Raw genomic sequence first — 23,986 nt, 5'->3', positions numbered from 1 at the left:
AGCACCGCAGGAAACCAACCCGAGAGGACACGTCATGACCACCGAGGTCGCCACCGCCGCCGCTTCCGGCGCCAGCGCCACCGAGCGCTTCCACTCCGACAAGTCGCCCTACGCGGCGGTCAGGGACACCCCGCCCGAGCGAGTCGACCGCCTGGCCCGGCGCGTGCTCGATGCCGTCTACCAGACGGTCCGCGACGAGAAGGTCACCTACGACGAGTTCAACGCGCTCAAGGCGTGGATGATCGGCGTCGGCGAGGACGGCGAGTGGCCGCTCTTCCTCGACGTGTGGCTCGAGCACGTCGTCGAGGACGTCAACACCGCCCACCGCGAGGGCAACAAGGGCTCGATCGAGGGCCCGTACTACGTCCCCGGCGCGCCCGAGCAGGGTGCGAAGGGCACCATCGAGATGCGCGAGGGCGAGGCCGGCACGCCGCTGGTGTGGACGGGCACGGTCACCTCGACCGACGGCACGCCGCTCGACGGCGCGCTCGTCGAGCTGTGGCACGCCGACAGCGACGGCTTCTACTCGCAGTTCGCGCCCGGCATCGCCGAGTGGAACCTGCGCGGCAACTTCCGGGTCGGTGCCGACGGCGCCTTCGAGATCCACACGATCCAGCCCGCGCCGTACCAGATCCCGACCGACGGCTCCTGCGGCAAGCTCATCGCCGCCGCCGGATGGCACGCGTGGCGTCCCGCCCACCTGCACGTCAAGGTCTCCGCGCCCGGTCACGAGCTGCTCACCGCCCAGCTCTACTTCCCCGGCGACGAGCACAACGACGACGACATCGCCTCGGCCGTGAAGCCCGAGCTGATGCTGGCGCCGCAGGCCCAGGCCGACGGCTCGGTCACCGTCGACTACGGCTTCGTGCTCGACCCCGAGAACCCCGCCTGATGCTGTTCCAGGTCCGGATGGACGTCGACCTCCCGCGCGACCTCGACCCCGCCCAGCGGGACGACGTGCTCGCGCGGGAGAAGGCGTACTCCCAGGAGCTCCAGCGCTCCGGCGAGTGGGCGCACCTGTGGCGCATCGTCGGGCAGTACGCCAACATCAGCGTCTTCGACGTGGAGTCCAACGCGCGGCTGCACGAGATCCTGTCGAGCCTGCCACTGTTCCCCTACATGCGGATCGAGGTCACTCCCCTGACCACGCACCCGTCGGCGATCTGAGGATGCCGTGACGCCCCGCCTCGCCCTGCGCCACCTGGCCGGCACCCCCGGCCGCCCGCTCCTCGTCGTCGGTCCCTCGCTCGGTACGACGACCGACCGGCTCTGGGGCGCGGTCGCCCACCGCCTGGAGGGCTGGAACGTCCTCGGCTGGGACCTCCCCGGCCACGGCCACAGCCCCGCCGCCGACCGGCTCACGCCGGGCTTCTCGATGGCGGTGCTCGCCGAGGCCGTGCTCGCCGCGGTCGGCGAGGCCGTCGGGGAGGCCGTTCCGTTCGCCTACGCGGGCGACTCGGTCGGGGGCGCGGTCGGCCTCCGGCTCGCGCTGGACCACCCCGGCCGGCTCTCGTCGCTCACCGTGCTGTGCAGCGCCGCGTCCTTCGGCGGTCCGGACGGCTGGCGCGACCGGGCCGCGCTCGTGCGGGCCGAGGGGATGGCGCCGATGGTCGCGTCGTCACCGGCGCGCTGGTTCGGCAGCGCGATCCCCGAGGAGCGGCGTGCCGCCGCGCTCGGCGATCTCGCCACCGTCGATCCCGAGGGCTACGCCCGGGTCTGCGAGGCGCTCGGCGGCTTCGACGTGCGCGACCGGCTGGCCGAGGTCGAGGTGCCGCTGCTCGCGGTGGCCGGAGCCGAGGACGTCGCCACCCCGCCCGCCGCGCTGGCCGAGATCGCCGACGGCGTCGCGGACGGCCGGCTCGAGGTGCTCGGCGGCGTGGGCCACCTGGCGCCCTACGAGGCGCCGGACGAGGTCGCCGTCCTGCTGCGCGACCACCTCGCCCCGCCCGCTCACTCCGCGCGCAGCAACGCCGACAGCCGGGCCCGGGCGGCGTCGAGGTCGGCCAGCGCCTGACCGCCGGTGAAGGTCACCGACCGCAGGACGCCGGTCCACGCGAACGGCGGCGCATAGGCGTCGCTGACCGGGAATCCCGCGTCGTGGCCGAGCCGGAGCCCGCCCCCGCCGATCTGGATGCCGCTCGCGCCCATGCCCTGCGCGAACGGCGCGCGGGCGACCTCGGTCCCGTCGACCAGCAGGACGCCGTCGGCTCCGGCCAGGCGGAACCCGACCGTGTGCGCGCCCGGGGTCAGCGGCGCGACCGACGTGACGTCGTACGGCGTGCTGGTGGCGTTGAGCAGGAACCGCGGGCAGCCGTCGACCACCACGAGCGCCCAGCCGTTCGACCAGTCGCCGATCGCGGCGAGCACGCCCTCCCCTCCCCCGTCCGGTACGACGACGTCCGCCTCGACCAGCGCCCCCAGCGCGAGCGACGGCACGGCCTCGTCGGCCACCGGGTTCGCGCCGGGCCGGACGACGAGACGCTCGGGCACCGGCCACAGCGGCGGCTCGATGCCGGGCAGGTGCCCGTAGAGCCCGTCGGTCAGCGGGAACACCTGGTTGGCCGCGGCCTCCGCCTCCCACCGCGCCTCCAGGTCGGCGACGACCTCGGGGTGCTCGTCGGCGAGGTCGTGCGCCTCGGAGAAGTCGTCGTCCATCCGGTAGAGGCACCACCGGTCGGTCGCGAAGTCGCGGCTGCCGGGCAGCATCCGCTCGTCGTCGACGCCGGTCGAGACGTGGTCGGTGGTGGCCTTCCAGCCCTCGTGGATGATCGAGCGCGAGCCGAGCATCTCGAAGTACTGCGTGGTGCGCGGCGCCGGCGCCGCGGGATCGGCGAGTGTGGCGCGCAGCGAGGCGCCTGCCATCGGCTGCTGCGCGACGCCGTCGACCTGCGCCGGCGCGGTGACCCCGCACAGGTCCAGCACGGTGGGCGCGATGTCGACGATGTGGCACCACTGCTCGCGGATCCCGCCCGGAACGGCCATCCCGCGCGGCGGCTTGAGCACCATCGGGACCCGGACGCCGCCGAGCCAGGAGTAGCGCTTCCACAGGTGGAACGGGGTGTTCCCGGCCCACGCCCAGCCCCACGGGTAGTGGTTGTAGCCGCGCCAGCCGCCGATGTCGTCGATGGCGGCGAGGTTGTCGTCGAGGTCGTCGCCCACCCCGAACCCGAAGCGGTGCTCGTTGAGCGAGCCGAGCCGGCCGCCCTCGGCGCTGGCGCCGTTGTCCGAGGTGAGCAGGACGATCGTGTCGTCGAGGATGCCCAGCTCCTCCAGGCTGTCGAGCAGCCGGCCGAGATGGTGGTCGAAGTGGGCGACGAAGCCGGCGTGCGCCTCGGCGTACCGCGCGAAGAGACGGCGCTCGTCGGCGCCGAGCTCGGCCCAGTCCTGCACCCACGGCGGCCGCGGCGGCAGCGTGGTGCCCTCGGGGACGAGGCCCGCGGCCTGCTGGCGCGCGAAGACCCGCTCGCGCAGGCACTCCCACCCGTCGTCGAAGCGCCCCGCGTAGGCCTCGATCCACGCGGGCGGCACCTGGTGCGGCGCGTGCCCGGCCCCGGGCGCGAAGTACATCAGGAACGGCTTGTCGGGGGCGGCGTGCTTCTGGTCCTTGACCATCCGCACCGCCTCGTCGACGAGGTCCTCGGTGAGGTGGTAGCCCTGCTCCGGCGTCGCGGGCGGCTCGACCGGCGAGTTGTCGCGGTAGAGCGTCGGCGTCCACTGGTTCGCGTCGCCGTGGAGGAAGCCGTAGAAGCGCTCGAAGCCCTGCCCCAGCGGCCAGGTGTCGAACGGGCCGGCGGCGGTGCGGTCGTTGCGCGGGGTCAGGTGCCACTTGCCGACGGCCATCGTGTTCCACCCGGCGTCGCGCAGGATGCGGGGCAGGGTGGCCGCCGACGCCGGCATCCGGCCGCTGTAGCCCGGGTAGCCGCCCGGCATGTCGGCCAGGAAGCCGATGCCCACCGCGTGGGAGTTGCGTCCGGTCAGCAGCGAGGCCCGGCTCGGTGAGCACATCGCCGTCACGTGGAAGCGGTTGTAGCGCAGGCCCTGCCCGGCGATCCGGTCGATGTTGGGGGTGTCGATCTCGCCGCCGAATGTGCCGAGCTGGCCGAACCCGATGTCGTCGAGCAGCACGACCAGCACGTGGGGGCGACCGGCCGGGCGCGGCCGCGGCGCGTGGTACGGCGTGGACGCGTCCGCCGTCCGGGCGATGACCGGGGCGGTGGCGGGGTTCTCGCTCACGATCGGGCTCCTACGATGCTCGGGTGACGGACTTCGGTGTGCTGCTCAGCCTGGCGGGCGTGGTGTTCGTCGACGCCCTGCACGAGCGGCTGGGCGAGGAGGGGTTCGGGGACTTCACCGTGCGCAGCGGCTGGGTGCTGCGCACCCTCGGCGACGAGGAGCTGAGCCTGCGCGACCTGGCCGAGCGGATGGACCTCAGCAGCCCCGGTGCGCTCAAGGCGATCAACCCGATGCTCGACGCGGGCTACCTCGAGCGCGCCGGGACCAGCGACAAGCGGGTGCGCGCGGTCCGGGTGACCGAGCGCGGCCGGGCGGCGCTGGCCTGCGCGAGCGCCTTCCACGCGGAGTTCGAGGCGAGCCTCGCCGCCGCGGTCGGCGCCGACGACGCGGCCGCGACCCGGCGCGGACTGGAGTCGCTGGTCGAGCGCGGGTCGGCGCACCTGCCGCGCGCGCTGACGCCCTAGGTCCCCGCCCCGCCGCGTCATGACGCCGGCTCCGGCGGGCGCCGGCGCCAGAACGACGACAGCAGCAGCCCGGTCAGCACGTCCCACAGCGCCCAGAAGGCGACGACGAGCGCGACCCCGCCGAGCTGGTCGAAGTACGCCAGCGCCAGGACCAGCCCGAGCGCCGTGTTGCGGATGCCGGTCTCGAAGGTCATCGCCCGCACCCCCGCGGGCGGGAGCCGGAAGGAGCGGCCCACGACGTACCCGACGAGGAGGACGACGGCGTTCTGGATGATCGCGGGGACCGCGACCTCGTCCAGGTGCGCCACGATCACGCCACCGCGGGTGGCCAGCCCCGCCACGATCACGAGCAGCAGCGTGACCAGGACGGCGATCTCGACGGGTCGGCGCAGCCGGGCCGCCAGCCCCGGCCGGCGCGCGGCCACCGCGATGCCGACGGCGAACGGCAGCCCGATCAGGAGCGCCACCTCGACGCCCATCTCGACCGGGTCGAGCCGGATGTCGCTCAGCAGCGCGTCGGCCGCCGGGTAGCGCGCGGCCCAGAAGCCGAACGCGACCGGCGTCGCCGCGACCGCCAGCAGGTTGGAGCAGGTGGTCAGCGCGATCGACAGCGCGACGTCACCGTGCGCACGGTGGGTCAGCAGGTTGGAGAGGTTGCCGGCCGGGCAGCAGGCGATGAGCAGCATCCCCAGCGCGACCGAGCCGCCGACGTCCAGGGCCCGGCACAGCAGCAGGGTCAGCGCCGGCAGCACCGCGAACTGGGCCGCGAGGCCGCCGGCCAGCACCAGCGGGCGCCGTACGACGGCGCGGAGGTCGGCGAGCCGGACGTCGAGCGCGACGCCCAGCAGGAAGACCGCGATGAGCAGCTTGATCCCGGTCTGACCGCCCTGGCCCAACGAGAGCCGGAGCGCGTCCAGGTCGGACGCGGCAGCGAGCATCGAGCCTCCCTCCCAAGTGCTTAACCGCAGTTAAGCATATGGGAGGGGTGGCGCGGGAGGCTCAGTCCTCGCGCTCCTCGGCGAACTGCTCGTGGTTGCGGATGACCTCGCCGATGATCACGTTGAGGATCTTCTCCGCGAAGTGCGGGTCGAGCCCCGAGCTCTCGGCCATCGACCGCAGCCGGGCGATCTGCACGGCCTCGCGCGCGGGATCGGCCGGCGGCATCCCGGCCCGGGCCTTGAGCCGGCCCACGGTCTCGGTGCACTTGAACCGCTCCGCGAGCAGGTGGATGAGGGCGGCGTCGAGGTTGTCGATGCTCGACCGCAGGCGGTGGAGCTCGGCGCGGGCGGCGTCTTCTGCACTCACACCCCGCATCCTGCCCTACGCCTCCGGACGGAGATCACCGACCTGCCGGGCGTACCACGGGTCGCCCACGTGGACGGCGATCTCGCGCAGCGTCCAGTCCGCGCCCCGCGGCCGGTCCCACGCGTCCGGGCCCGCCGCGAGCAGCCGCAGCCGGAACGTGCGCGAGAGCCGGGCCAGCCGCTCGGTCGCCTCGACGAGGTCGACCTCGGTGAACGGCGCCAGGTCGGCCGGCGTCGTCACCGCGCTCTCGAACCAGCCGTTGGGCCGGGTGGGCACGCCGGCCAGGAGCGCCTCGACCTGCGCCAGGTGGTCGACGAGGTGGTCGCCGTAGCGGCGGACCGCCTTGTGCGGCGTGTAGATCCGGGCGCCGTCCTCGGCGACCCGCGGCCGCCCGTCCCAGGCGAGCCAGGTGCGGGCCAGGGCGAGGACCTCGGCGGTGGCCTCCTCGACGACGCGGCCGGGGTCGGTCGTGCTCTCCTCGATGCTCATGGCGGCGACGCTAGGCCGCCGACGTCTCGGTCGCGGCCGAGACGTCGCCGCGCGATGATCGACCCCATGAGCGCCGACCTCGCCCAGATCGGCCGGGCCCTCGGAGCACCGGCCCGGGCCGCGATGATCCACGTCCTGCTCGACGGAGCACCGCACCTGGCAGGCGAGCTGGCCCGGGCGGGCGGGGTGAGCTCGGCGACGGCGAGCGAGCACCTCGCCGTCCTCGTGGCGGCGGGGCTGGCCACCGTCGAGCGGGACGGGCGGCACCGGCAGTACACGATGACCGACCCGCGGATCGCCCAGGCGCTCGAGCTGCTCGGCGGGCCGGCGCCCGAGGAGGTGACGTCGCTGCGGCTCTCCCGCGAGCAGCAGCGCGTACGACGGGCGCGCACCTGCTACGACCACCTGGCCGGCCGGCTCGGCGTCGCGCTCACCGAGCGGCTGGTGGCGCAGGAGTGGGTCGATGCCGCGCTCACCACGGTCACGCCGGCCGGCCGGAGCGCCCTCGCCGCGCAGCTCGGCATCGACCTCGACGACGTCCGCACGGGACGGCGTCCGCTGCTGCGCGCCTGCCGCGACTGGACCGAGCGCCGCGACCACGTCGCCGGCGTGCTCGGCGCCCGGCTCGCGGCGCACGCGCTCGCGGACGGGTGGGTGGTCCGCAAGCCCGGCAGCCGCGGGCTCACCGTCACCGCCCACGGAGAGGACGCGCTCGGCCTGCTCGGCGTCGCGCTCCCCTAGGATCCGAGACCTCCGAGCACGACGCCTTCCCGAGAGGACCCCCATGAGCGACCAGGTGATGTACACCCTCGACCCCGACGAGCAGCCGACCCACTGGTACAACATCGTCGCCGACCTCCCGGTCCCCCCGCCGCCGCCGCTCCACCCGGGCACCCACGAGCCGGTCGGCCCCGACGACCTCGCGCCGCTGTTCCCGCCCGAGCTGATCGCGCAGGAGGTCACCGCCGAGCGGTACGTCGAGATCCCCGAGGCCGTGCTCGACGTCTACCGGCAGTACCGCCCGAGCCCGCTCTACCGCGCCCGCCGCTGGGAGGAGAAGCTCGGCACCAGCGCCCGGATCTACTACAAGTACGAAGGCGTCTCGCCGGCCGGCTCGCACAAGGTCAACACCGCGGTGCCGCAGGTCTACTACAACAAGATCAACGGCATCACCCGGCTCACCACCGAGACCGGCGCGGGCCAGTGGGGCACCGCCCTGTCGTACGCCGCCTCGCTGTTCGGCGTGACGTGCGAGGTGTGGCAGGTCGGCGCCTCGTTCGACACCAAGCCGCAGCGGCGCACGCTGATCGAGGTCTTCGGCGGCAAGGTGCACCGCTCCCCCAGCCGCCTGACCGAGTCGGGCAAGGCGTTCGCCGAGGACCACCCCGGCTCGCTCGGCATCGCGATCTCCGAGGCGGTCGAGGTCGCCGCGCAGGACCCCGAGGCCAAGTACGCGCTGGGCTCGGTGCTCAACCACGTCCTGCTGCACCAGAGCGTCATCGGCGAGGAGGCGCTGCGCCAGCTCGCCAAGGCCGGCGAGACCGGTGCCGACCTGGTCGTCGGCTGCGCGGGCGGCGGCTCGAACTTCGCCGGCCTCGCGTTCCCGTTCCTGCGCGAGAAGCTCGCCGGCAACCAGGACCCGCGGATCCTCGCGGTCGAGCCGAGCTCGTGCCCGACGCTGACCCGCGGTGAGTACCGCTACGACTTCGGCGACACCGCGGGCCTCACGCCGCTGATGAAGATGCACACGCTCGGCCACGACTTCGTGCCGTCGCCGATCCACGCGGGCGGCCTGCGCTACCACGGCATGGCGCCGCTGGTCTCGCACGCGGTCAACGAGGGCTACATCGACGCGGTCGCGCTGCACCAGAACGAGTGCTTCGAGGCGGCGGTCGAGTTCGCCCGCACCCAGGGCATCGTCCCGGCGCCCGAGTCCTCCCACGCCCTCGCCCAGGTACGCCGCGAGGCGCTCGCCGCGACCGAGGCCGGCACCTCGCCGGTCATCGTCGTGGGCCTGTCGGGCCACGGCCTGCTCGAGCTCGGCGCCTACGCGAGCTTCCTCGACGGCAACCTCGACGATGACCCGCTGTCGGACGAGGCGCTGAGCGAGGCGCTGGCCAACGTGCCGGTCATCGACTGACCGAACCGTCGTACGCACGGCCCGGGAGACGCGCAGCGGTGCGGCTCCCGGGCCGTCGTCGTCCCGCGACCAGGGCGAGGGCGGCCACGACCGCGCCGGCCCCGGCCACCCACGCGATCGCCCAGCCGGTGCCTGCCGAGTCTCCGTGGGTCGCGGCCCGGCTCCGGAAGAGCGCGTCGCCCGCGGCCAGCGCCACGGCACCGATCACCTGCCGGCCCAGGAGCAGGGTCCCCATCGCCGCGGCGAGGTCGCGGGGCGCGACGCTCCGGGAGAGCGCGATCTGCAGGCCGGACAGCTGCGGTCCCATGCCGAGGCCGAGCAGCGCCATCGCGGCGAGCGGCAGCACCGCCGCCGACGACGCCCCCAGCCCGAGGAAGGCGAGCGCGCCGGCCAGGGTGACGGCGCTCGCCGCGACCAGCGGCACGCGCAGACCGCCTCGGCTCACCAGCACGGCGCCCACGTTGACGCCGACGAGCAGCGCGACGAGGAGCGGGTAGACCCGGATCCCGGCGCCGGTGGCATCGAGCCCGCCGTCGAGCTGGTACCAGCGCGGGACCAGCAGCACGCACGCGTAGAGCCCCGTCGTCGCGAAGGCCCCGGCGAGCAGCAGCCGGGCCGACGCGGGGTCGGCCAGCAGGCGCAGCGGCACGATCGGCGCGGCCGCCGTGGCCTCGACGCGCAGGAACAGCACGATCCCGAGCACACCGCACACGAGCGCGCCCCCGGTCGACGGCAGCAGCCAGTCGCCGAGCTGCTGGTGCCGGTTGAGCGCCACCAGGAGCGCGCCGATGCCGAGGACCAGGCAGGCGATGCCCGCGAGGTCGACGTCGGTACGCCGCGACTCCATCCGGCCGAAGCCGGCGGGCAGCGAGCGCAGCAGCATCACCATGGCGGCCAGGCCGACGGGCAGGTTGACCAGGAACGCCCAGCGCCAGCCGACGTGGTCGGTGAGCAGGCCGCCGATGAGCGGACCGGCGATGAAGCTGATCGCCATCACGGCCGAGATCGCCGCCTGGCCCGCGCCGCGCTTGCTGTCGCGGGCGAGCTCGTTGACGACGAGGAAGCTCAACGCCTCCAGGGCCGCGGCGCCCGCGCCCTGCGTCGTACGGCCGGCGACGAAGACGGGCATCGAGCCGGCCAGCGCGCAGACCGCCGAGCCCACCAGGAACAGCGCCATGCCCAGGAGCAGCATGTCGCGGCGACCGGTCCGGTCGGAGAGCCGGGTCGCGACCGGCAGCAGGACGGTGGCCGGCACGAGGTAGCAGGTGAACGCCCAGACGTACCACGACGGTCCGCCCAGGTCGCCCACGATCCGCGGCAGCGCCGTGCCGACGATCGTCTGGTCGAGCATCGCGAGCAGCAGTCCCGAGACGACGGCGGCCCAGAGCAGCCCGCGGCGCCGGGGCGAGAGATCAGGTGGATTCACATATCGAATCTGACATGTCATTTTCGACATGTCAATCTGGATTGCTGGGACTAGGCTCGGCCCATGTCGTTGCGCCACGCGATCCTGGGCCTGCTCGCCCGCAAGCCCTCGACGGGCTACGAGATCGCGCGGATGTTCGACGTCTCCCTCCGCTCGGCCTGGCACGCCGGGCACAGCCAGATCTATCCCGAGCTCGCCCGCCTCGAGGCCGGCGGACTGGTCGAGGTCGTCGAGCGCGGGGCCCGCGGCAGCAAGACGTACGCCCCCACCGACGCCGGCCGCGAGGAGCTGCGCCGCTGGCTCGTCGAGGCCGAGCCGGACCGCTCCCAGCGCAACGAGGGCGCCGTGCGGCTGTTCCTCAACCAGCTCCTGTCACCCGAGGACCGCCGCCAGGTCTTCACCCGCGACCTCGACCACGTCGAGGCCGAGATCGCCACGCTGCGCGAGCTGCACGACCAGACCGACGCCGACGAGCCCTTCGCCGCCCAGATCGACCTCGGCCTGCGGATCAACGAGGTGCTCGCGGCCTGGCTGCGCGAGCAGGCCGCACGCTGAGCGCCCCGCACCCGTAGCCGCTCGAAAACCACCTGCACAAGGCATTTCCGCCCCTCTAGCGTTCACCGCCGGTCGCGTCCGCGGCCACCACGAGAACGCACGTCACGAGAAGGGCGACGACACAGGAACCATCGATGGACAAGATCACCCCGAAGCTCCTCAGCTGGGCTTCGATCCTCGAGCAGGGCACCCGCGAGCAGGCGATGACCACGGCCCGGATGCCGTTCATCCACCCGCACCTCGCGCTGATGCCCGACGCCCACCTGGGCCTGGGCGCGACGGTGGGCTCGGTCATCCCGACCCTCGGCGCGATCATCCCGGCCGCGGTCGGCGTCGACATCGGCTGCGGCATGATCGCGGTCCGCACGCAGTACGTCGCCGACGAGCTGCCCGCGGACCGGCGACCGCTGCGGGAGGCGATCGAGCGGGCCGTCCCGCTCTCGGCCGGCGCCGCCAACCAGACGATCTCGCGCGAGCACACGCAGCGCCGGCTCGACGAGCTGAGCGCCGCGGCCGAGCAGGCGGGCTTCGATCCCGGCCGCTACGCGAAGCGCTGGGAGCTGCAGCTGGGCACGCTCGGCTCGGGCAACCACTTCATCGAGGTGACCGTCGACGAGGAGCAGCGGGTGTGGCTGTTCCTGCACTCCGGATCGCGGGGCGTGGGCAACAAGATCGCGCAGAAGCACATCCAGGTCGCCCGCGACCTGTGCGAGAAGTGGTGGATCAAGCTCCCCGACAAGGACCTGGCCTACCTCGCCGAGGGCACCGACGAGTTCTGGTCCTACATCCGCGAGATGCGGTGGGCGCAGCGCTACGCGCTGCTCAACCGCGAGGAGATGATGGACCGGGTCGTGCGGCAGTTCGCGGAGTGGGTCGGGCTCGGTTCGGCCGACGAGGTCGAGCGGGCCGAGGAGATCAACTGCCACCACAACTACACCGAGCAGGAGCGGCACTTCGGGCGCGACGTGTGGCTCTCCCGCAAGGGTGCGATCAACGCCGAGCTCGGGCGGCCGGGGCTGATCCCGGGTTCGATGGGCACGGCGTCGTACGTGGTGAGCGGGCTGGGCAACCCGGTGGCGCTGCACTCGGCGCCGCACGGCGCAGGGCGGGAGTACTCCCGGTCCAAGGCCCGGCGGACCTTCACCCGCGAGCAGCTGCGGGAGGCGATGGCGGGCATCGAGTACCGCGACACCGACGCGTTCATCGACGAGATCCCCGCGGCGTACAAGGACATCGACCGGGTGATGGCCGACGCGGCCGACCTCGTCGAGGTCCGGCACACGCTGCGCCAGATCGTGAACGTGAAGGGCGACTGAGCCCCGATCCGGACCCACCGGTGACAGCGGCCGGGGCGGTCGGTTTGAATGTGCGGATGGAGGACGACCATCCCACCCATCCCGACCTGCCCTGGCCGCTGACCGGCGCCGACGCCCTGCGCGACGAGCTCCTGGCGGCCTACGGCGAACCGAGCCGCGGCCACCACGGCACCCGCCACCTCGCCGAGGTGCTGGCCCGGCTCGACGAGCTGGCCGCGGCCGGCACCGCCTTCGACCGGACCCCGGTGCTGCTCGCAGCCTGGTTCCACGACGCGGTGTACGACGGCGAGCGCGACGCCGAGGAGCGCTCGGCGACCTGGGCCGAGCACGCGCTCCCCCAGCACGCCGACCCGGCGACCGTCGCCGAGGTCGCCCGCCTGGTGCGGCTCACCGAGCACCACCGACCCGAGGCCGGCGACGACAACGGCTGCGCGCTGAGCGACGCCGACCTCTCGATCCTCGCCGCCGGCCGCGAGCGCTACGACGAGTACGTCGCGGCCGTGCGCACCGAGTACGCGCACCTGTCCGACGACGTCTTCACCGCCGGCCGGGCCGACGTCCTGCGCGCGCTCGCCGACGCCCCCGAGCTCTTCCGCACCGCCCACGGCCGCGCGCGGTGGGAGGAGCCGGCCCGGGCCAACATGGCCCGCGAGCTCGGCGTCCTGTCGTCCTCCTGAGCACCGCTCACCCCCGAGCACGCACAATGGGAGGCGTGGACGACAGCGCTATCTACACGGCCCGGGCCCGGGTGCTGGCCGACCTCGAGGCCCGCGGCCTCGGGAGCCCGGCCTCGGTGACCCTGCTCGAGGAGGCCTGTTCGGAGCGCCGGTGGTGGCTGAGCCAGTGGCCGCCCGGACAGGACTTCGTCGCCGGCCTGGTCGCCCAGGACGTCCAGGACGGCCTCGCCGACCAGTTCGGGCGCGGGGTGCGCGAGGGCCTGTGGCCGGTGTGCACCCACTGCGCCGACGGACCCGTGCACGCCCTCCACATCGAGCCCGACCTCGGCGGCCCCGACCCCACCTGGGTGTGCGAGGAGACCGGGACACCGGTCGCGCCGCTGGGCGGGCTCGGCGCCCGCTAGCGCGCTCAGCGCGTGGCGCAGAGCTGGACGTTGAGCGTGTACGCGTCCCCGCGGTAGACCGTCCGCGACACCTCGACCACCGCATCGCCGGCCAGGGCCCGCCGGTGGTGGCGCAGCACCGCCGAGCCGGACGGGATCTCCAGCAGGGCCGCCTCCTCGGGCGTCGCGGTGGCCGCGGCGAGCATGTCCTCGGCCCAGCTGGGACGCAGGCCGCGCGCGGCCAGGTCGTCGTACAGGCTGGTGGGGAGGCACTCGAGCAGCCCCGGCACGCGGGTCCGGTCGAGGTAGGCGTCGGAGAGGCAGACCGGGCGACCGTCGGTCATCCGCAGCCGGCGCCAGTGCACGACCGGGACGCCGGCCTGGACCTGCAGCGCCCGGGCGAGGTTCTCCCCCGCGGGCAGCTGGTCCGCGGCGAGGGTGCGGGACTCGGCGACGATGCCGCGGCGCGCCATCTCCTCGCTGAAGCTCGTCACCCCGCTCGCCGTACGCCGGGGGGTGGCGACGAACGTCCCCCGACCGGGGAAGCGCTCCAGCACCCCCTCACCGACCAACGCGTCCAGCGCCTGACGCACCGTCATCCGCGCCACGCCGAACCGGTCGACGAGGTCGCGCTCGGACGGCGCGGCCGTGCCGGGCGCGCTCCCATCGACCAGGTTGCGCACGTACTCGCGGATCGCGACGTGCTTGAGTGAGCGGCTCATCGTGGCGAAAGGCTAGAGAGGACGCGCGAGGGCGTCCGGAGAATCGCGGAAACTTTGCCGCAGTGCGAACACCTGTTCGAATCCTGAGGTACCCTCGAACCCATGACGGTCGACTTCCAGACCAGCCTGTTCGACCCGGCCACCACGGCCGTCCCGGCGTCCGAGCTGGCCCCCGAGCGCCGCTCGCTCAGCGCCGGCGCCTGGGTCGACGTCGCCCGCAACTGGCTCCCCGACGCCGATGACGTCTTCGCGACCCTGGTCACCGAGGTGCCCTGGCGCGCCGAGCGGCGCACGATGTACGACCGCGTGGTCGACGTACCCCGCCTGGTGTTCACCTACATGATCGGCGACGAGCTCCCCCACCCCGCGCTGAGCGCCGCCCGCGAGCGCCTCAGCGCGCACTACCTGCCCGAGCTGGGCGAGCCCTTCCGCACGGCGGGCTGCTGCTACTACCGCGACGGGCGCGACAGCGTCGCCTGGCACGGCGACACCATCGGCCGCGGCTCCACCCACGACACGATGGTCGCCATCGTCTCCCTCGGCGACCCGCGCCGCCTCCACCTGCGCCCCCGCGACCCCGAGCGGCGCGACGAGGCGTTCGCGGTCGAGATGGGCCACGGCGACCTGGTCGTCATGGGCGGGGCCTGCCAGCGCACCTGGGAGCACGCGGTGCCCAAGGTGGCGGCGGCCGGACCGCGCGTCTCGGTGCAGTTCCGGCCCCTCAACGTCTTCTGACCTGTCGGGGCGAGCGCGTCTCCGGCGCAGGTCCCGGCAGCAAAGCTGCCCTCAGCGCCTCCCGCCGCGCTGCCGCGCTAGCCCTGCGCCGCCTGGGCCTGCTCGTCGATCTCCTCCTGCGAGCGCAGGATGCAGAACTCGTTGCCCTCCGGGTCCGCCAGCACGACCCACCCCGAGCCGGGACCGTAGATCCCGCGGTGGTCGGCGACCTGGGTGGCGCCGTGGTCGAGCAGGCGCTCGAGCTCGTCGTCGCGGCCGCCGGAGCCGGGGCGCGGGCGCAGGTCGAGGTGGAGCCGGTTCTTGGTGCTCTTGCGGTCCGGGACCTCGATGAAGAGCACCTGCTGGCCGGTGTCGGGGTCGACGATCATGCACTCCTCGTGGCCCGGCTCGTTGGGATCGCCGGGCACGTCGGTGTAGCCGAGGACCGGCTTCCACCACTCCGAGAGGTCATAGGCGTTCGCGCAGTCGACGGTGAGGTGCGAGAGGAACGACGTCATCCCGTCAGGGTACGGCGGGCGCCCCGGTCGGTGTCGGGCTCGGGGTGGGCGTCGGCGTGCCCGGAGGGGGCTCGGTGGGCGTCGTCCCCGGGTCGGTGGGCCCGGTGGTCGGTCCGTCGGTCGGGTCGGTCGGCGCCGTCGTCGGGTCGGTCGGCCCCGTGGTGGGGTCGGTCGGACCGGTGGTCGGCGCGTCGGTGGGACCGGTCGGCGTCGGGTCCGGGTCGGGCCGCGGGCGGTCGCGGTCGTTGCCGCCGCCGTTCTTGTCGCCGAAGATCCCGGTGAGCGAGGTCCGGTCGGAGCCGTCGGTGCCGCCGGTGATCGTCGAGACGCTCTTGCCGGCGATCAGCTCGACCAGGCTGATCACCACGATCGCGATCACGAAGACGAGCGCGGCGAGGAGCGCGATCTTCTTCCACGGCAGCTGGGCCCAGCGGCTGGGCTCGGCCTCCTCGAGGTCACTGCTGGCGGCGTCGAGGTGGTGGTGGGCGCGGTCGAGCTCGCGCTCGGCGGCCTCGGGGTCGGAGCGGCGCGAGGCGCGGCGTACGTTCTGGTCGGCCAGGTTGACCCGCTGGAGCGCGGCGGCCTGGACGTCGGCCATCCGCCGCCGGCTCGACTCGATGCCCTGCTTGTAGAGCGCGGAGCTGACCGTGGCGATGACGCTGCCCAGGGCGGCGCCGATCAGGGTGCCGGCCGCGCCGAGGGTGGAGAGCAGCACGGCGACGGTCACCGCCGCGCCGGCCCCCGCGAAGGTCGCGGGCCAGTCGATCCGCGTCCTGCGCTCGGGGGCCTGCGAAGCCTCCTGGGGTTCTGCCTCAGCCATGGGGTCGCACGATTCGTCAGTCGGTGCCGTTGGCCTTGATGAAGGCGAGGATCTGCTCGGAGAGCTCGGGGCGGCACACGATGACGTCGGGCAGGTAGACGTCGGCCTGGTTGTAGACCAGCTCGCTGCCGTCGACGCGCGAGGTGAACAGGCCGGCCGCGCGGGCCACGGCCACGGGGGCCGCAGAGTCCCACTCGTACTGCCCGCCCGCGTGCACGTAGGCGTCGGCGACGTCGCGCACGACCGACATCATCTTGACCCCGGCCGAGCCCATCGGGACCAGCTCGGCGTCGAGCTCGGCGGCCAGCGCCTGGACGAACGCCGGCGGACGGGTGCGCGAGACCGCGATGCGCGGGCGCTGCGACGTGCGCGCCGGTACGACGGGCGGCGTACCGGTGGTGAAGGTCTCGCCCAGCACCGGCTGCGCGACGGCTCCGGCGACCAGCTCGCCGTCCTGCCACAGCGCGACGTGGACCGCCCAGTCGTCCCGCGGCGGCTCGGAGAACTCGCGGGTGCCGTCGAGCGGGTCGATGATCCAGACCTTGGCGGCGCTCAGCCGGGCGTCCTTGTCGTCGGCGCTCTCGAGCGCCTCCTCGGACAGGACCGCGTCGTCGGGCCGGTGCGCGGCCAGCAGCTCCATGAGCAGCACGTGCGCGGCCCGGTCGCCGGCGTCCTTGAGCTCCTTGCCCTCGAGCCCCTCGGTGCGCACCTCGAGCAGGCGGCGCCCGGCGGCCTCGGCCAGCCAGGCGGCGAAGAGGTGGTCGTCGGCGACGACGTCGGGAGCGGGGGTACCGGGCACGGAAGTCACGGTCGCCAGCGTAGCGATCCGGCGCGAACCCGGAGCGCGGCCGTCACCGGTTGAACGTCTGCTGGGTCTTCTCCAGGCCCTCGGCGATGAGCGTCTCGACCGCGTCCGCGGCGCTGTCGACCTGGAACGGCAGCTCCTTGCGCTCGGTGGTCGAGTAGTTGGAGAGCACGAAGTCGGCGACGTCCTGGCGTCCCGGCGGGCGGCCGATGCCGGCCCGGATCCGGTAGAAGTCGCCCGTGCCGAGCGAGGAGCGCATGGACTTGAGTCCGTTGTGGCCGTTGTCGCCGCCGCCGAGCTTGATCCGGAGCGTGCCGAAGTCGATGTCGAGCTCGTCGTGGATCGCGATGATCCGCTCGGGCGGGACCTTGTAGAACGTGGCGAGCGCCTTGACCGGGCCGCCGGACTCGTTCATGTAGGAGCGCGACTTGGCGAGGACGACGCGGGGGGCGGCGGCGCCGGGGGCGGCCAGGCGGCCCTCGACCACGTCGGCGCGGCCGGTCTTGTGGGCGCGGAAGCCGCTGCCCATCCGGCGGGCGAGCTCGTCGACCACCTGGTAGCCGATGTTGTGCCGGTGCCCCGCGTACGACGGCCCGGGGTTCCCGAGGCCGACGACCAGCCACACGTCAGCGTCCGCCACGGTCTCGCTCCCGGTCTCGTCGGTGGGCAGGGGGGTGGGAAATGCGGAGCTCCCCGGTGCGGCGGACCGCACCGGGGAGATCAGTCGGCCCAGGAACCACCTGAGCCGGCCGAAGGTCACTCGCCGGCAGCCTCGGCGGCCTCGGCCGGGGCGGCGTCGCCCTCAGCGGCCTCGGGCTCGGGCTCGGCGGCCTGCTGCTCGGTGACGTTGACGACCAGGGTCTCGGCGTCGGTGAGCAGGGTGGTGCCCGAGGGAAGCTCGATCTGGCCGGCGAGGAACTGGGTGCCGGCCTCGGCGCCCTCGATGTTGACCTCGAACTGCTCGGGGATGTGGGTGGCCTCGGCCTCGACCTGGACCGTGGCGTTCTCGGTGACGACCAGGGTGCCGCTGGCGGCGTCGCCCACGACGTGGACGGGGACGTCGACGGTGACCTTCTCGCCACGGACGACGGCGACGAAGTCGACGTGCTCGAGGACGCGGCGGACCGGGTCGACCTGGACCTGCTTGGTCAGGGCGAGCTGCGCGGTGCCGTCGATGTCGAGCTCGAGGAGCGCGTTGGCGCCACCGTGCTTGAGCGCCATCATCGTGTCGTGGCCCGGGAGGGTCAGGTGGATCGGCTCGTTGCCGTGGCCGTAGACGACCGCGGGAACCTTGTTGTCGCGACGGATGCGGCGGGCGGCGCCCTTGCCGAACTCGGTGCGGACCTCGGCCTTGATCTTCTCGGTGCTCATCGGAATCTCCTGGTTCGTACGTCGACGTGGCGGGTGCTGCCCGGAGACGAAGAACGCCGCGCTTCCCTCACCCGGTGATCGGCTGGGGCGCGCGGCGTCGTACAAGACGAACCGGCCCAGTCGATCACGGAGTCACAGAAGCGGGAGCTCCCTCGCCGAGGCAACCGGAGAAGGTTACCCAACGGCGGCAGGGCCCGCGAAATCCGCAGGTCAGGCGTAGGGATCGGTGATCTCGCGCAGCGCCTCCAGGGCGTCGCGCAGGGCCGCCATCCGCTCCGCGCCCAGGTGCGCGGTCCACTCCCGCTCGACGGCGGCCTCGACCTCGCGCGCGAGCCGCTGGACGGCGCGCCCGCGCGGCGCGATCAGCACCAGCCGGGCGCGGGCGTCACCCGGGTCCGGGACCCGGACGACGTACGCCGCGCGCTCGAGCTGCTCGACGAGCGCGCCGGCGCTCTGCTTGGTGATCCGCGCCTGCGCGGCGAGCGCGGTGAGCCGGATGCCGTCCTCGCCGAGCCGGGCCGCGACCCGCGCCATCGCCGGGGTCAGGTCGTCGTAGCCCGCCGCCGCGACGGCCTCGGCGACCCGCTGCTCGACGTACCGGGCGCCGATGAACATGAGCAGGGCCGGGTGCGGGCGGTCCATCGCGCTCCTCGGGTCTTGACGAACTAGTCAGGAAGACTGACGATATCAGGGAAGGGAGTCGCCATGGACCGGTCGCAGACGTGGGCCCACATCCATGCCGAGCGCGCCGCGCTCGCCACGACGCTCGCCGGCCTCGACCCGGACGCGTGGTCGCACACCACCCTCTGCCCGGGCTGGACGGTCCACGACGTCGCCGCGCACGTCATCTCCACGGCCCGGATCGGCTGGCGCCAGATGCCCGGGATGCTGGCGCGCAACGCCGGGCGCGGCTACAACACGATGATCTTCCGCGAGGTGAAGCGGCTCGGCGCCCGCGAGACCCGGGAGAGCATCCTCGCCGACTTCGAGCGCCACGCCACGAGCCGGCACCACGTGCCGACGACGACCTCGGTCGAGCCGCTCATCGACGCGCTCCTGCACCACCAGGACATCGTCCGCCCGCTCGGGCTGCGGCACACGATGGCGCCCGAGGCCGCGGCCGTCGCCACCGACCGGGTACGACGGCTCGCGCCGCTCATGGGCACGGGCCGGCTCGTCCGCAGCATCCGGCTGGTCGCCACCGACCTCGACTGGGCGCGCGGCTCCGGCCCCGTCGTCCGCGGCCCGGTCCAGGAGCTGCTCATGCTCGCCTCGGGCCGCGCCCCCGACCCGGACCTCGTCGAGGGAGACGGGCTGGCGCTCGTCCCGCCGCGCCCCCGCGCGTAGCCCTGCGCCGGCGGATACTTGTTGATACTTTCTTGAAGTATCGGCGGGTATCGATCCTCGGGAGCGCAGATGACAGCCAACCCCTACACCCCCGGCCAGGTGCCGCGGGTCTTCGCCGGACGCGCGGCGGAGCTGCACCGCATCGAGGACCAGCTCGCCCGGGTCCTCACCTTCGGCGAGCTCGGCGGCCCCCTGCTCGTCTTCCACGCGCCCCGCGGCATCGGCAAGACCTCGCTGCTGCGCACGGCGCAGCGCCGCGCCGAGGAGCTGGGCTTCGTGACGGCCTGGGTCGCGTGCAGCCGCGAGCGGCCCGTGCTGCCCGAGCTGGTGAGCGGCCTGCGCACCGCACTGGAGCGCGCCGAGGTGCTCCCCCGCGGCGGTGCCGGAGGGGCCTGGCGCAAGCGCCTCGAGCGGGTCTCCGTCGAGGTCGGCCTGCCCGGCGCCAAGGTGGCGGCCGAGGTCGCCTCCCCACCCGGCGAGAAGCCGGACGACACCCTGGGCCTGGCCCCCATCAGCGCGCTCGGCACGCTGCTCCACGACGCCGCCGCCCTCGTCCGGCGCCGCGGAGGTGCCGGGCTCCTCCTGCTGGTCGACGAGCTGCACGTCGCGCTCCCCGACGACATGTCGATCCTGCTCAACACCCTGCAGAACCTCGACGGCGACCGCGAGCACAACCCGCTCGCCGTCGTCTCCGCCGGACTCCCCGTGACCCCCGAGGCGCTGACCCGCGCGGCGACCTTCGGCGAGCGCAGCGCGTTCGTGCCCCTCGACGTCCTCAACAGTGCCGACGCCCGGGCCGTGCTCACCGCCCCCGCGGCCGCGGCCGGCGTGGGCTGGACCGAGGGCGCGCTCACCGCCGTCGTCGACGAGGCCCGCGGGCACCCGTACCTGCTCCAGCTCATCGGCAGCAGCACCTGGGACGCCGCCCGGCCGCGCCGCGGCGGCAAGCTCGGCCTGCCCGACGTACGACGCGGCCTGCCCGCCGCCCAGCAGCAGCTGGCCGCGATGCACCGGGCCCGCTGGGGCGCGGCGACGCCGACCGAGCAGGCGTTCCTGGCCGCCATGGCCGCGACCGGCCTCGACAACGTCACCCGGGTCGCGATCGCGGCCGGGATGGACCGCGACTCCCGCTCGATCAGCGCCCCGCGGGAGCGGCTCATCGAGAAGGGCGTCATCGAGCCGGTGGGCCACGGTCTGGTGCGGTTCACGCTCCCGGGATTCGGGGCCTTCGTCCGCGGCCTCGACGACGCCTGAGCGTCGTTGCTCCCCCTAGGCTGAGTCCCGTGCGCATCGACTTCCACGGCTCACCGGAGCCGACGATCGGGGTGGAGTGGGAGTTCGCACTGGTCGACCGGCGCAGCCGTGACCTCCGCAACGAGGCCGCACACCTGTTCGCCCGGGCCAAGCCGCGGATGCCCGACCCGGGCAAGCTCCACAAGGAGCTGCTCAAGAACACCGTCGAGGTGGTCACCGGCGTGTGCGACACCGTCGGCCACGCGATGGCCGACCTGCGCGAGACCCTCCAGCACGTCACGGCCGCGGCCGACGCCCTCGACCTCGACCTGTACGGCGCCGGCACCCACCCGTTCGCGTCGTGGACCGGGCAGCAGCTCACCGAGGGTCACCGGTACGCCGAGCTGATCAACCGCACCCAGTGGTGGGGCCGGCAGATGCTCATCTGGGGCGTGCACGTGCACGTGGGGCTGCCGGAGAAGAGCCGGGTGCTGCCGGTCCTCAACGGCCTGCTCACCTACTACCCCCACCTGCAGGCGCTCTCCGCGTCCTCGCCGATCTGGATGGGGATGGACACCGGCTACGCGTCCAACCGGGCGCTGATGTTCCAGCAGCTGCCGACCGCGGGGCTGCCGTTCCAGTTCGAGCGCTGGGAGGAGTTCGAGCAGTTCGCGCACGACCAGATGACCACCGGCGTCATCGACGAGCTGAGCGAGATCCGCTGGGACCTGCGGCCCGCGACCAAGCACGGCACCTTGGAGAACCGGATCTGCGACGGCGTCTCCACCCTCGCCGACATGGAGGCTCTCGTCGCCCTCATGCACTGCCTCGTGGTCTGGCTCGACGGGCGGGTCGCGGCCGGCGAGACGCTGACCACGATGCCGCCCTGGCACGTGCAGGAGAACAAGTGGCGCTCCGCGCGCTACGGCGTCGACGCGATCGTCATCCTCGACGGCGCGTCCAACGAGCGGCTGGTCACCGACGACCTCGCCGACCTGGTCCCGCTCCTCATGCCCACCGCGGCCCGGCTGGGCTGCGAGCGCGAGCTCGCCTCAGTGCTCGACGTCGCGCAGCGCGGGCCGTCGTACGTGCGGCAGCGGGCGGTCGCCGAGCGCACCGGCGGCGACCTGGTCGCCGTGGTCGACTCGGTGGTGACCGAGCTGCGCGCGGGGCTCTAGGACGAGGGTCGACGTGATCAAGGTGAACCAGGTGGTCTCCGCGGCGGAGGCGCAGAGGCTGCGGCACGTCGATGTGCTGGGCGTCTACGTCGGCAGTGGCACCGAGCACGATCGAGCGGTCGCCACCCGTGACGTGCCGGCCATCAGGTCGGCGTCCGAGGCGTTGCTCTCGGTCGCCCTGGCCCCGTCCGGACCGGTCACGGTGGAGGCGGTCCACCAGACGGTGCGAGACCTGCGACCGGACTACTTCGAGTTCACCGCCGTGGATCCGGAGAAGACCGCGGACGTGCGCCGGCAGACGGAGCTCCTCGAGGAGATCGACGTTCCCAAGGTGGCGAACGGGTTCTTCCTGCTCGCCGACGACCTCTCGTTGACGGATCGAACCGACTACCTCGGCCTGCTGAGGGCAGCGGGCGTCGTCCTGTTCCAGGTCGAGCTGGAGTCGGTCGTCGACGCCGACTGCCGGATCTCTGCGTCGGGGAGGAAGGCCATCGCGAGCATGTTCGCCGACGTGCCCGTCCTGATCTCCGACAGGTTCCGCCGGATCTCCGACGTGCCGGACCTGGGGCAGCGCGGCGTCTCCTTCAACCTCGGCAACGACGGAGCCGTCAACTACGACCACTCGACCCGATCGATGTCGTTGTCGAGGGTGCTCCGAGCGACCTCGGTGCCGGAGCGCAGGTGACGGACGCTCGCTAGTACCGGCGGGTGTCGGGGAAGACGACCCGGCAGCTGTCGTCCGCGCACGGCGGCGTCTCGGCCCACACCAGCGCGGAGTCGAACGCCGAGCCGGTCGAGAGCATCACCTGGACGCCGGTGAACGCCTTCTCCTTGTAGGCCTTGACCACGAACACCACGTCGGCCTTGCCGTCGCCGTCGACATCGCTCAGGGTCGCGCCCTGGAGCGCGCGGTTGCCGATGGTGCTCGTGCCGGTGAACGACGTGACGGGCTGGGGGCGGCCCGACGCGAGGTCGTACACGGTGACGACGAGCTGCTCCTTGGCGGTGTTGGCACTGACGCCGACCAGGCTGGTCGTCCCGTCGCCGGTGACGTCGCCGACCAGGAAGGCGTCCTCGTAGATGCTCACCTTGCTGACCGCGCCCGGCTCGAAGGCCTTGCCGGTCGAGCGGAGCATCGCGTAGCCGCGGTCGCCGGCGTAGTAGCCGGAGTAGTCGGCATCGCTCAGCTGCTCGGCCGGAAGCTCGGTCCACAGGTCCGTCCGGCCGTCGTCGTCGAAGTCGCCGGCCCGGATGGTCGTGCTGTCGATGGTGGCGTTGGGCAGGGCCAGCCAGCGCTCGGGGTCGGCGAACGTGCCGGAGCCGTCGCCGCGCAGCACGGAGATGTCGACCGCCTTGTCGTCGGGTCCCGCGACCGCGAGGTCGGCGTGACCGTCACCGTCGAAGTCGCCGGCCTGGACCTGGATCTTGACGCCGTACTTCTTGAGCGAGGACAGGTCGAGCGTGAACCGCTGCTCGCCGGGGAAGTCCGGGTCGCCCGAGCTGAGCGTCAGCTGGTTGCCGGACTCGACGAACGCCCAGCGCAGCTCCTCCTCGACCCCGTCGCCGTCCCAGTCGACGTGCAGGGTCGTCGGCTCGGCGTAGGGCTCGACCGAGGCCGACGTCGTCGTGAACACCTTGCCGTTGCTGCTCGCGGTCACCCGCTGCACGTGGCTGTAGTCGAGGTGGACCAGGTAGACCACGTCGCCGAAGCCGTTGCCGTCGAGGTCGCCCTGGATCCCGGCCGCGGTCGGGTCGTCGGTGCCGTCCTTGCCGTCCTTGCCGTCCGTGCCGCCGGCGGAGTCGCCGGACCAGGGCTGCAGGACGGCGAGCGTGACGCCCGAGCCGACCAGCAGCACCAGGACCACGGCCAGCGCCGCCCAGAGCGCCGTACGGCGGCGCGGCGGCGCGGCCGGCGTCGGAGCGGCCGGCATCGGTGCGGCCGGGGGCGACGACCAGGCCGGCGGGACCTGGCCGTAGCTCGGCGTCGGCTGCGGCGGGGCCGGGGCAGGCTGCGGGGCAGGGGCCGGCGCGGGCGGCGGCGCGGGCGGCGGGGTCGGTGCGACGACCGGCCGTACCTGCGTCGGGGTGGGCGGTTCCGCCATCCGGCGCCGGTCGGCGGTCCAGCCGGTCCCGTCCCAGCGACGTTCCCAGCCGTCGCCGTCCGGATACCACCCGGGAGGCGTGGTGTAGTCACTCAAGGCCGAGATCCTTTCGGGAGACGCGGTGAACATACCCCGGCCCTGCTCCTTGTGACTGCGGTCACGACGCGCGAGGATCGCCGGACCTGCAA

General features: G+C 73.5%; 28 protein-coding genes. 15 read left to right on the top strand and 13 right to left on the bottom strand.

The window, feature by feature from the left end:
• Window positions 1–34 precede the first annotated feature (34 nt).
• From catA to M0M48_RS00230, 3 genes are read left to right on the top strand one after another with little or no spacing between them, the layout of a single operon-like run.
• A complete protein-coding gene (gene catA / locus M0M48_RS00240) occupies window positions 35–892 on the top strand; it encodes a catechol 1,2-dioxygenase (protein WP_215813205.1) in 858 nt (285 codons plus the stop codon).
• Window positions 892–1,167: a muconolactone Delta-isomerase gene (catC, locus tag M0M48_RS00235; protein WP_215813206.1), complete on the top strand. Its 276-nt coding sequence runs from the start codon at window positions 892–894 to the stop codon at window positions 1,165–1,167. The genes catA and catC overlap by 1 nt, the downstream gene beginning before the upstream one ends.
• 7 nt (window positions 1,168–1,174) lie before the next feature.
• Window positions 1,175–2,014: an alpha/beta fold hydrolase gene (locus tag M0M48_RS00230; RefSeq protein WP_257753936.1), complete on the top strand. Its 840-nt coding sequence runs from the start codon at window positions 1,175–1,177 to the stop codon at window positions 2,012–2,014.
• Here M0M48_RS00230 and M0M48_RS00225 read toward each other — a convergent pair.
• Window positions 1,951–4,233 carry an arylsulfatase gene (locus M0M48_RS00225; RefSeq protein ID WP_257753935.1) on the bottom strand — a complete coding sequence of 761 codons (2,283 nt, stop codon included), beginning with the start codon at window positions 4,231–4,233 and terminating at the stop codon, window positions 1,951–1,953. The two genes, M0M48_RS00230 and M0M48_RS00225, sit on opposite strands and share 64 nt — an antisense overlap.
• Window positions 4,234–4,256: 23 nt before the next feature.
• Here M0M48_RS00225 and M0M48_RS00220 point away from each other — a divergent pair, with 23 nt between their 5' ends.
• Window positions 4,257–4,697 (top strand): MarR family winged helix-turn-helix transcriptional regulator, encoded by a 441-nt coding sequence (locus M0M48_RS00220; protein ID WP_215813208.1) that lies wholly within the window; start codon window positions 4,257–4,259, stop codon window positions 4,695–4,697.
• Window positions 4,698–4,714: 17 nt separating this feature from the next.
• On the opposite strand, the gene M0M48_RS00215 is transcribed toward M0M48_RS00220, so the two are convergent.
• From M0M48_RS00215 to M0M48_RS00205, 3 genes are all read right to left on the bottom strand, one after another.
• Window positions 4,715–5,635, bottom strand: coding sequence for a bile acid:sodium symporter family protein (locus M0M48_RS00215; protein WP_215813209.1), 921 nt, complete (start codon window positions 5,633–5,635; stop codon window positions 4,715–4,717).
• Between the two features lie 61 nt (window positions 5,636–5,696).
• Entirely contained in the window at window positions 5,697–6,002 is a 306-nt protein-coding gene (locus M0M48_RS00210; protein WP_257753934.1) for a chorismate mutase, read from the bottom strand.
• 15 nt (window positions 6,003–6,017) lie between these two features.
• A complete protein-coding gene (locus M0M48_RS00205; RefSeq protein ID WP_257753933.1) occupies window positions 6,018–6,491 on the bottom strand; it encodes a hypothetical protein in 474 nt (157 codons plus the stop codon).
• Between the two features lie 66 nt (window positions 6,492–6,557).
• Here M0M48_RS00205 and M0M48_RS00200 point away from each other — a divergent pair, with 66 nt between their 5' ends.
• Together M0M48_RS00200 and M0M48_RS00195 are read left to right on the top strand one after the other, a co-directional pair.
• Complete coding sequence (locus tag M0M48_RS00200) at window positions 6,558–7,232, top strand: ArsR/SmtB family transcription factor (protein WP_257753932.1); 675 nt, start codon at window positions 6,558–6,560, stop codon at window positions 7,230–7,232.
• 43 nt (window positions 7,233–7,275) lie between these two features.
• Window positions 7,276–8,631 (top strand): TrpB-like pyridoxal phosphate-dependent enzyme, encoded by a 1,356-nt coding sequence (locus M0M48_RS00195; protein ID WP_215813213.1) that lies wholly within the window; start codon window positions 7,276–7,278, stop codon window positions 8,629–8,631.
• Here M0M48_RS00195 and M0M48_RS00190 read toward each other — a convergent pair.
• On the bottom strand, window positions 8,621–10,057 hold the full coding sequence (locus tag M0M48_RS00190) for an MFS transporter (RefSeq protein WP_257753931.1): 1,437 nt from the start codon (window positions 10,055–10,057) through the stop codon (window positions 8,621–8,623). The two genes, M0M48_RS00195 and M0M48_RS00190, sit on opposite strands and share 11 nt — an antisense overlap.
• A 63-nt stretch (window positions 10,058–10,120) precedes the next feature.
• Between M0M48_RS00190 and M0M48_RS00185 the strand changes: the two genes are divergently transcribed.
• The 4 genes from M0M48_RS00185 to M0M48_RS00170 all read left to right on the top strand — a co-directional run bounded on the left by M0M48_RS00185 (window position 10,121) and on the right by M0M48_RS00170 (window position 13,009).
• Window positions 10,121–10,612, top strand: coding sequence for a PadR family transcriptional regulator (locus M0M48_RS00185; RefSeq protein WP_257753930.1), 492 nt, complete (start codon window positions 10,121–10,123; stop codon window positions 10,610–10,612).
• A gap of 134 nt (window positions 10,613–10,746) precedes the next feature.
• Entirely contained in the window at window positions 10,747–11,928 is a 1,182-nt protein-coding gene (locus M0M48_RS00180) for an RtcB family protein (RefSeq protein ID WP_257753929.1), read from the top strand.
• A gap of 56 nt (window positions 11,929–11,984) precedes the next feature.
• A complete protein-coding gene (locus tag M0M48_RS00175) occupies window positions 11,985–12,605 on the top strand; it encodes an HD domain-containing protein (protein WP_257753928.1) in 621 nt (206 codons plus the stop codon).
• A gap of 26 nt (window positions 12,606–12,631) precedes the next feature.
• On the top strand, window positions 12,632–13,009 hold the full coding sequence (locus M0M48_RS00170) for a hypothetical protein (RefSeq protein ID WP_257753927.1): 378 nt from the start codon (window positions 12,632–12,634) through the stop codon (window positions 13,007–13,009).
• Between the two features lie 5 nt (window positions 13,010–13,014).
• On the opposite strand, the gene M0M48_RS00165 is transcribed toward M0M48_RS00170, so the two are convergent.
• Complete coding sequence (locus M0M48_RS00165; protein ID WP_257753926.1) at window positions 13,015–13,710, bottom strand: GntR family transcriptional regulator; 696 nt, start codon at window positions 13,708–13,710, stop codon at window positions 13,015–13,017.
• 102 nt (window positions 13,711–13,812) lie between these two features.
• On the opposite strand from M0M48_RS00165, the gene M0M48_RS00160 reads away from it, so the two are divergent.
• A complete protein-coding gene (locus M0M48_RS00160; protein WP_215813219.1) occupies window positions 13,813–14,445 on the top strand; it encodes an alpha-ketoglutarate-dependent dioxygenase AlkB in 633 nt (210 codons plus the stop codon).
• Window positions 14,446–14,522: 77 nt separating this feature from the next.
• Here the strand turns inward: M0M48_RS00160 and M0M48_RS00155 are convergent, their stop codons facing one another.
• The 6 genes from M0M48_RS00155 to M0M48_RS00130 form a co-directional block, all read right to left on the bottom strand.
• Window positions 14,523–14,942 (bottom strand): VOC family protein, encoded by a 420-nt coding sequence (locus M0M48_RS00155; RefSeq protein ID WP_257753925.1) that lies wholly within the window; start codon window positions 14,940–14,942, stop codon window positions 14,523–14,525.
• A gap of 4 nt (window positions 14,943–14,946) precedes the next feature.
• Window positions 14,947–15,762, bottom strand: coding sequence for a hypothetical protein (locus M0M48_RS00150; protein WP_257753924.1), 816 nt, complete (start codon window positions 15,760–15,762; stop codon window positions 14,947–14,949).
• Between the two features lie 16 nt (window positions 15,763–15,778).
• Window positions 15,779–16,570 carry a 3'(2'),5'-bisphosphate nucleotidase CysQ gene (locus tag M0M48_RS00145; RefSeq protein ID WP_308220358.1) on the bottom strand — a complete coding sequence of 264 codons (792 nt, stop codon included), beginning with the start codon at window positions 16,568–16,570 and terminating at the stop codon, window positions 15,779–15,781.
• 43 nt (window positions 16,571–16,613) lie between these two features.
• Window positions 16,614–17,207, bottom strand: coding sequence for an aminoacyl-tRNA hydrolase (pth, locus tag M0M48_RS00140; RefSeq protein WP_215813222.1), 594 nt, complete (start codon window positions 17,205–17,207; stop codon window positions 16,614–16,616).
• 116 nt (window positions 17,208–17,323) lie between these two features.
• On the bottom strand, window positions 17,324–17,938 hold the full coding sequence (locus tag M0M48_RS00135; RefSeq protein WP_257753923.1) for a 50S ribosomal protein L25/general stress protein Ctc: 615 nt from the start codon (window positions 17,936–17,938) through the stop codon (window positions 17,324–17,326).
• Window positions 17,939–18,148: 210 nt separating this feature from the next.
• On the bottom strand, window positions 18,149–18,580 hold the full coding sequence (locus M0M48_RS00130) for a MarR family winged helix-turn-helix transcriptional regulator (RefSeq protein ID WP_257753922.1): 432 nt from the start codon (window positions 18,578–18,580) through the stop codon (window positions 18,149–18,151).
• Between the two features lie 63 nt (window positions 18,581–18,643).
• Between M0M48_RS00130 and M0M48_RS00125 the strand changes: the two genes are divergently transcribed.
• The 4 genes from M0M48_RS00125 (at window position 18,644) to M0M48_RS00110 (ending at window position 22,381) form a co-directional block, all read left to right on the top strand.
• Window positions 18,644–19,285 (top strand): maleylpyruvate isomerase family mycothiol-dependent enzyme, encoded by a 642-nt coding sequence (locus M0M48_RS00125; protein ID WP_215813224.1) that lies wholly within the window; start codon window positions 18,644–18,646, stop codon window positions 19,283–19,285.
• A 69-nt stretch (window positions 19,286–19,354) separates the two neighbouring features.
• Window positions 19,355–20,539, top strand: a complete 1,185-nt coding sequence (locus M0M48_RS00120) for an ATP-binding protein (RefSeq protein WP_215813225.1) — start codon at window positions 19,355–19,357, stop codon at window positions 20,537–20,539.
• Between the two features lie 29 nt (window positions 20,540–20,568).
• Window positions 20,569–21,696 carry a glutamate--cysteine ligase gene (locus M0M48_RS00115; protein ID WP_257753921.1) on the top strand — a complete coding sequence of 376 codons (1,128 nt, stop codon included), beginning with the start codon at window positions 20,569–20,571 and terminating at the stop codon, window positions 21,694–21,696.
• Between the two features lie 13 nt (window positions 21,697–21,709).
• Complete coding sequence (locus M0M48_RS00110; RefSeq protein WP_257753920.1) at window positions 21,710–22,381, top strand: hypothetical protein; 672 nt, start codon at window positions 21,710–21,712, stop codon at window positions 22,379–22,381.
• Window positions 22,382–22,391: 10 nt separating this feature from the next.
• On the opposite strand, the gene M0M48_RS00105 is transcribed toward M0M48_RS00110, so the two are convergent.
• Window positions 22,392–23,894, bottom strand: a complete 1,503-nt coding sequence (locus M0M48_RS00105; RefSeq protein WP_257753919.1) for an FG-GAP-like repeat-containing protein — start codon at window positions 23,892–23,894, stop codon at window positions 22,392–22,394.
• Between the last annotated feature and the right edge of the window lie 92 nt (window positions 23,895–23,986).

It is taken from the genome of Pimelobacter simplex, assembly GCF_024662235.1.
GTDB lineage: Bacteria > Actinomycetota > Actinomycetes > Propionibacteriales > Nocardioidaceae > Nocardioides.
Note: the sequence above shows the minus strand (reverse complement) of the source record. Positions and strands in the feature narration are given on the sequence as shown.

Excerpts from the sequence above, each read along its gene's own strand:
- catC (WP_215813206.1), top strand. The coding sequence starts at position 892 with ATGCTGTTCCAGGTCCGGATGGACGTCGACCTCCCGCGCGACCTCGAC.
- M0M48_RS00175 (WP_257753928.1), top strand. The coding sequence starts at position 11,985 with ATGGAGGACGACCATCCCACCCATCCCGACCTGCCCTGGCCGCTGACC.
- M0M48_RS00180 (WP_257753929.1), top strand. The coding sequence starts at position 10,747 with ATGGACAAGATCACCCCGAAGCTCCTCAGCTGGGCTTCGATCCTCGAG.
- M0M48_RS00215 (WP_215813209.1), bottom strand. The coding sequence starts at position 5,635 with ATGCTCGCTGCCGCGTCCGACCTGGACGCGCTCCGGCTCTCGTTGGGC.
- M0M48_RS00155 (WP_257753925.1), bottom strand. The coding sequence starts at position 14,942 with ATGACGTCGTTCCTCTCGCACCTCACCGTCGACTGCGCGAACGCCTAT.
- M0M48_RS00150 (WP_257753924.1), bottom strand. The coding sequence starts at position 15,762 with ATGGCTGAGGCAGAACCCCAGGAGGCTTCGCAGGCCCCCGAGCGCAGG.
- M0M48_RS00120 (WP_215813225.1), top strand. The coding sequence starts at position 19,355 with ATGACAGCCAACCCCTACACCCCCGGCCAGGTGCCGCGGGTCTTCGCC.
- M0M48_RS00165 (WP_257753926.1), bottom strand. The coding sequence starts at position 13,710 with ATGAGCCGCTCACTCAAGCACGTCGCGATCCGCGAGTACGTGCGCAAC.
- M0M48_RS00135 (WP_257753923.1), bottom strand. The coding sequence starts at position 17,938 with ATGAGCACCGAGAAGATCAAGGCCGAGGTCCGCACCGAGTTCGGCAAG.
- M0M48_RS00130 (WP_257753922.1), bottom strand. The coding sequence starts at position 18,580 with ATGGACCGCCCGCACCCGGCCCTGCTCATGTTCATCGGCGCCCGGTAC.
- M0M48_RS00170 (WP_257753927.1), top strand. The coding sequence starts at position 12,632 with ATGGGAGGCGTGGACGACAGCGCTATCTACACGGCCCGGGCCCGGGTG.
- M0M48_RS00205 (WP_257753933.1), bottom strand. The coding sequence starts at position 6,491 with ATGAGCATCGAGGAGAGCACGACCGACCCCGGCCGCGTCGTCGAGGAG.
- M0M48_RS00185 (WP_257753930.1), top strand. The coding sequence starts at position 10,121 with ATGTCGTTGCGCCACGCGATCCTGGGCCTGCTCGCCCGCAAGCCCTCG.
- M0M48_RS00125 (WP_215813224.1), top strand. The coding sequence starts at position 18,644 with ATGGACCGGTCGCAGACGTGGGCCCACATCCATGCCGAGCGCGCCGCG.
- catA (WP_215813205.1), top strand. The coding sequence starts at position 35 with ATGACCACCGAGGTCGCCACCGCCGCCGCTTCCGGCGCCAGCGCCACC.
- M0M48_RS00200 (WP_257753932.1), top strand. The coding sequence starts at position 6,558 with ATGAGCGCCGACCTCGCCCAGATCGGCCGGGCCCTCGGAGCACCGGCC.
- M0M48_RS00195 (WP_215813213.1), top strand. The coding sequence starts at position 7,276 with ATGAGCGACCAGGTGATGTACACCCTCGACCCCGACGAGCAGCCGACC.
- M0M48_RS00160 (WP_215813219.1), top strand. The coding sequence starts at position 13,813 with ATGACGGTCGACTTCCAGACCAGCCTGTTCGACCCGGCCACCACGGCC.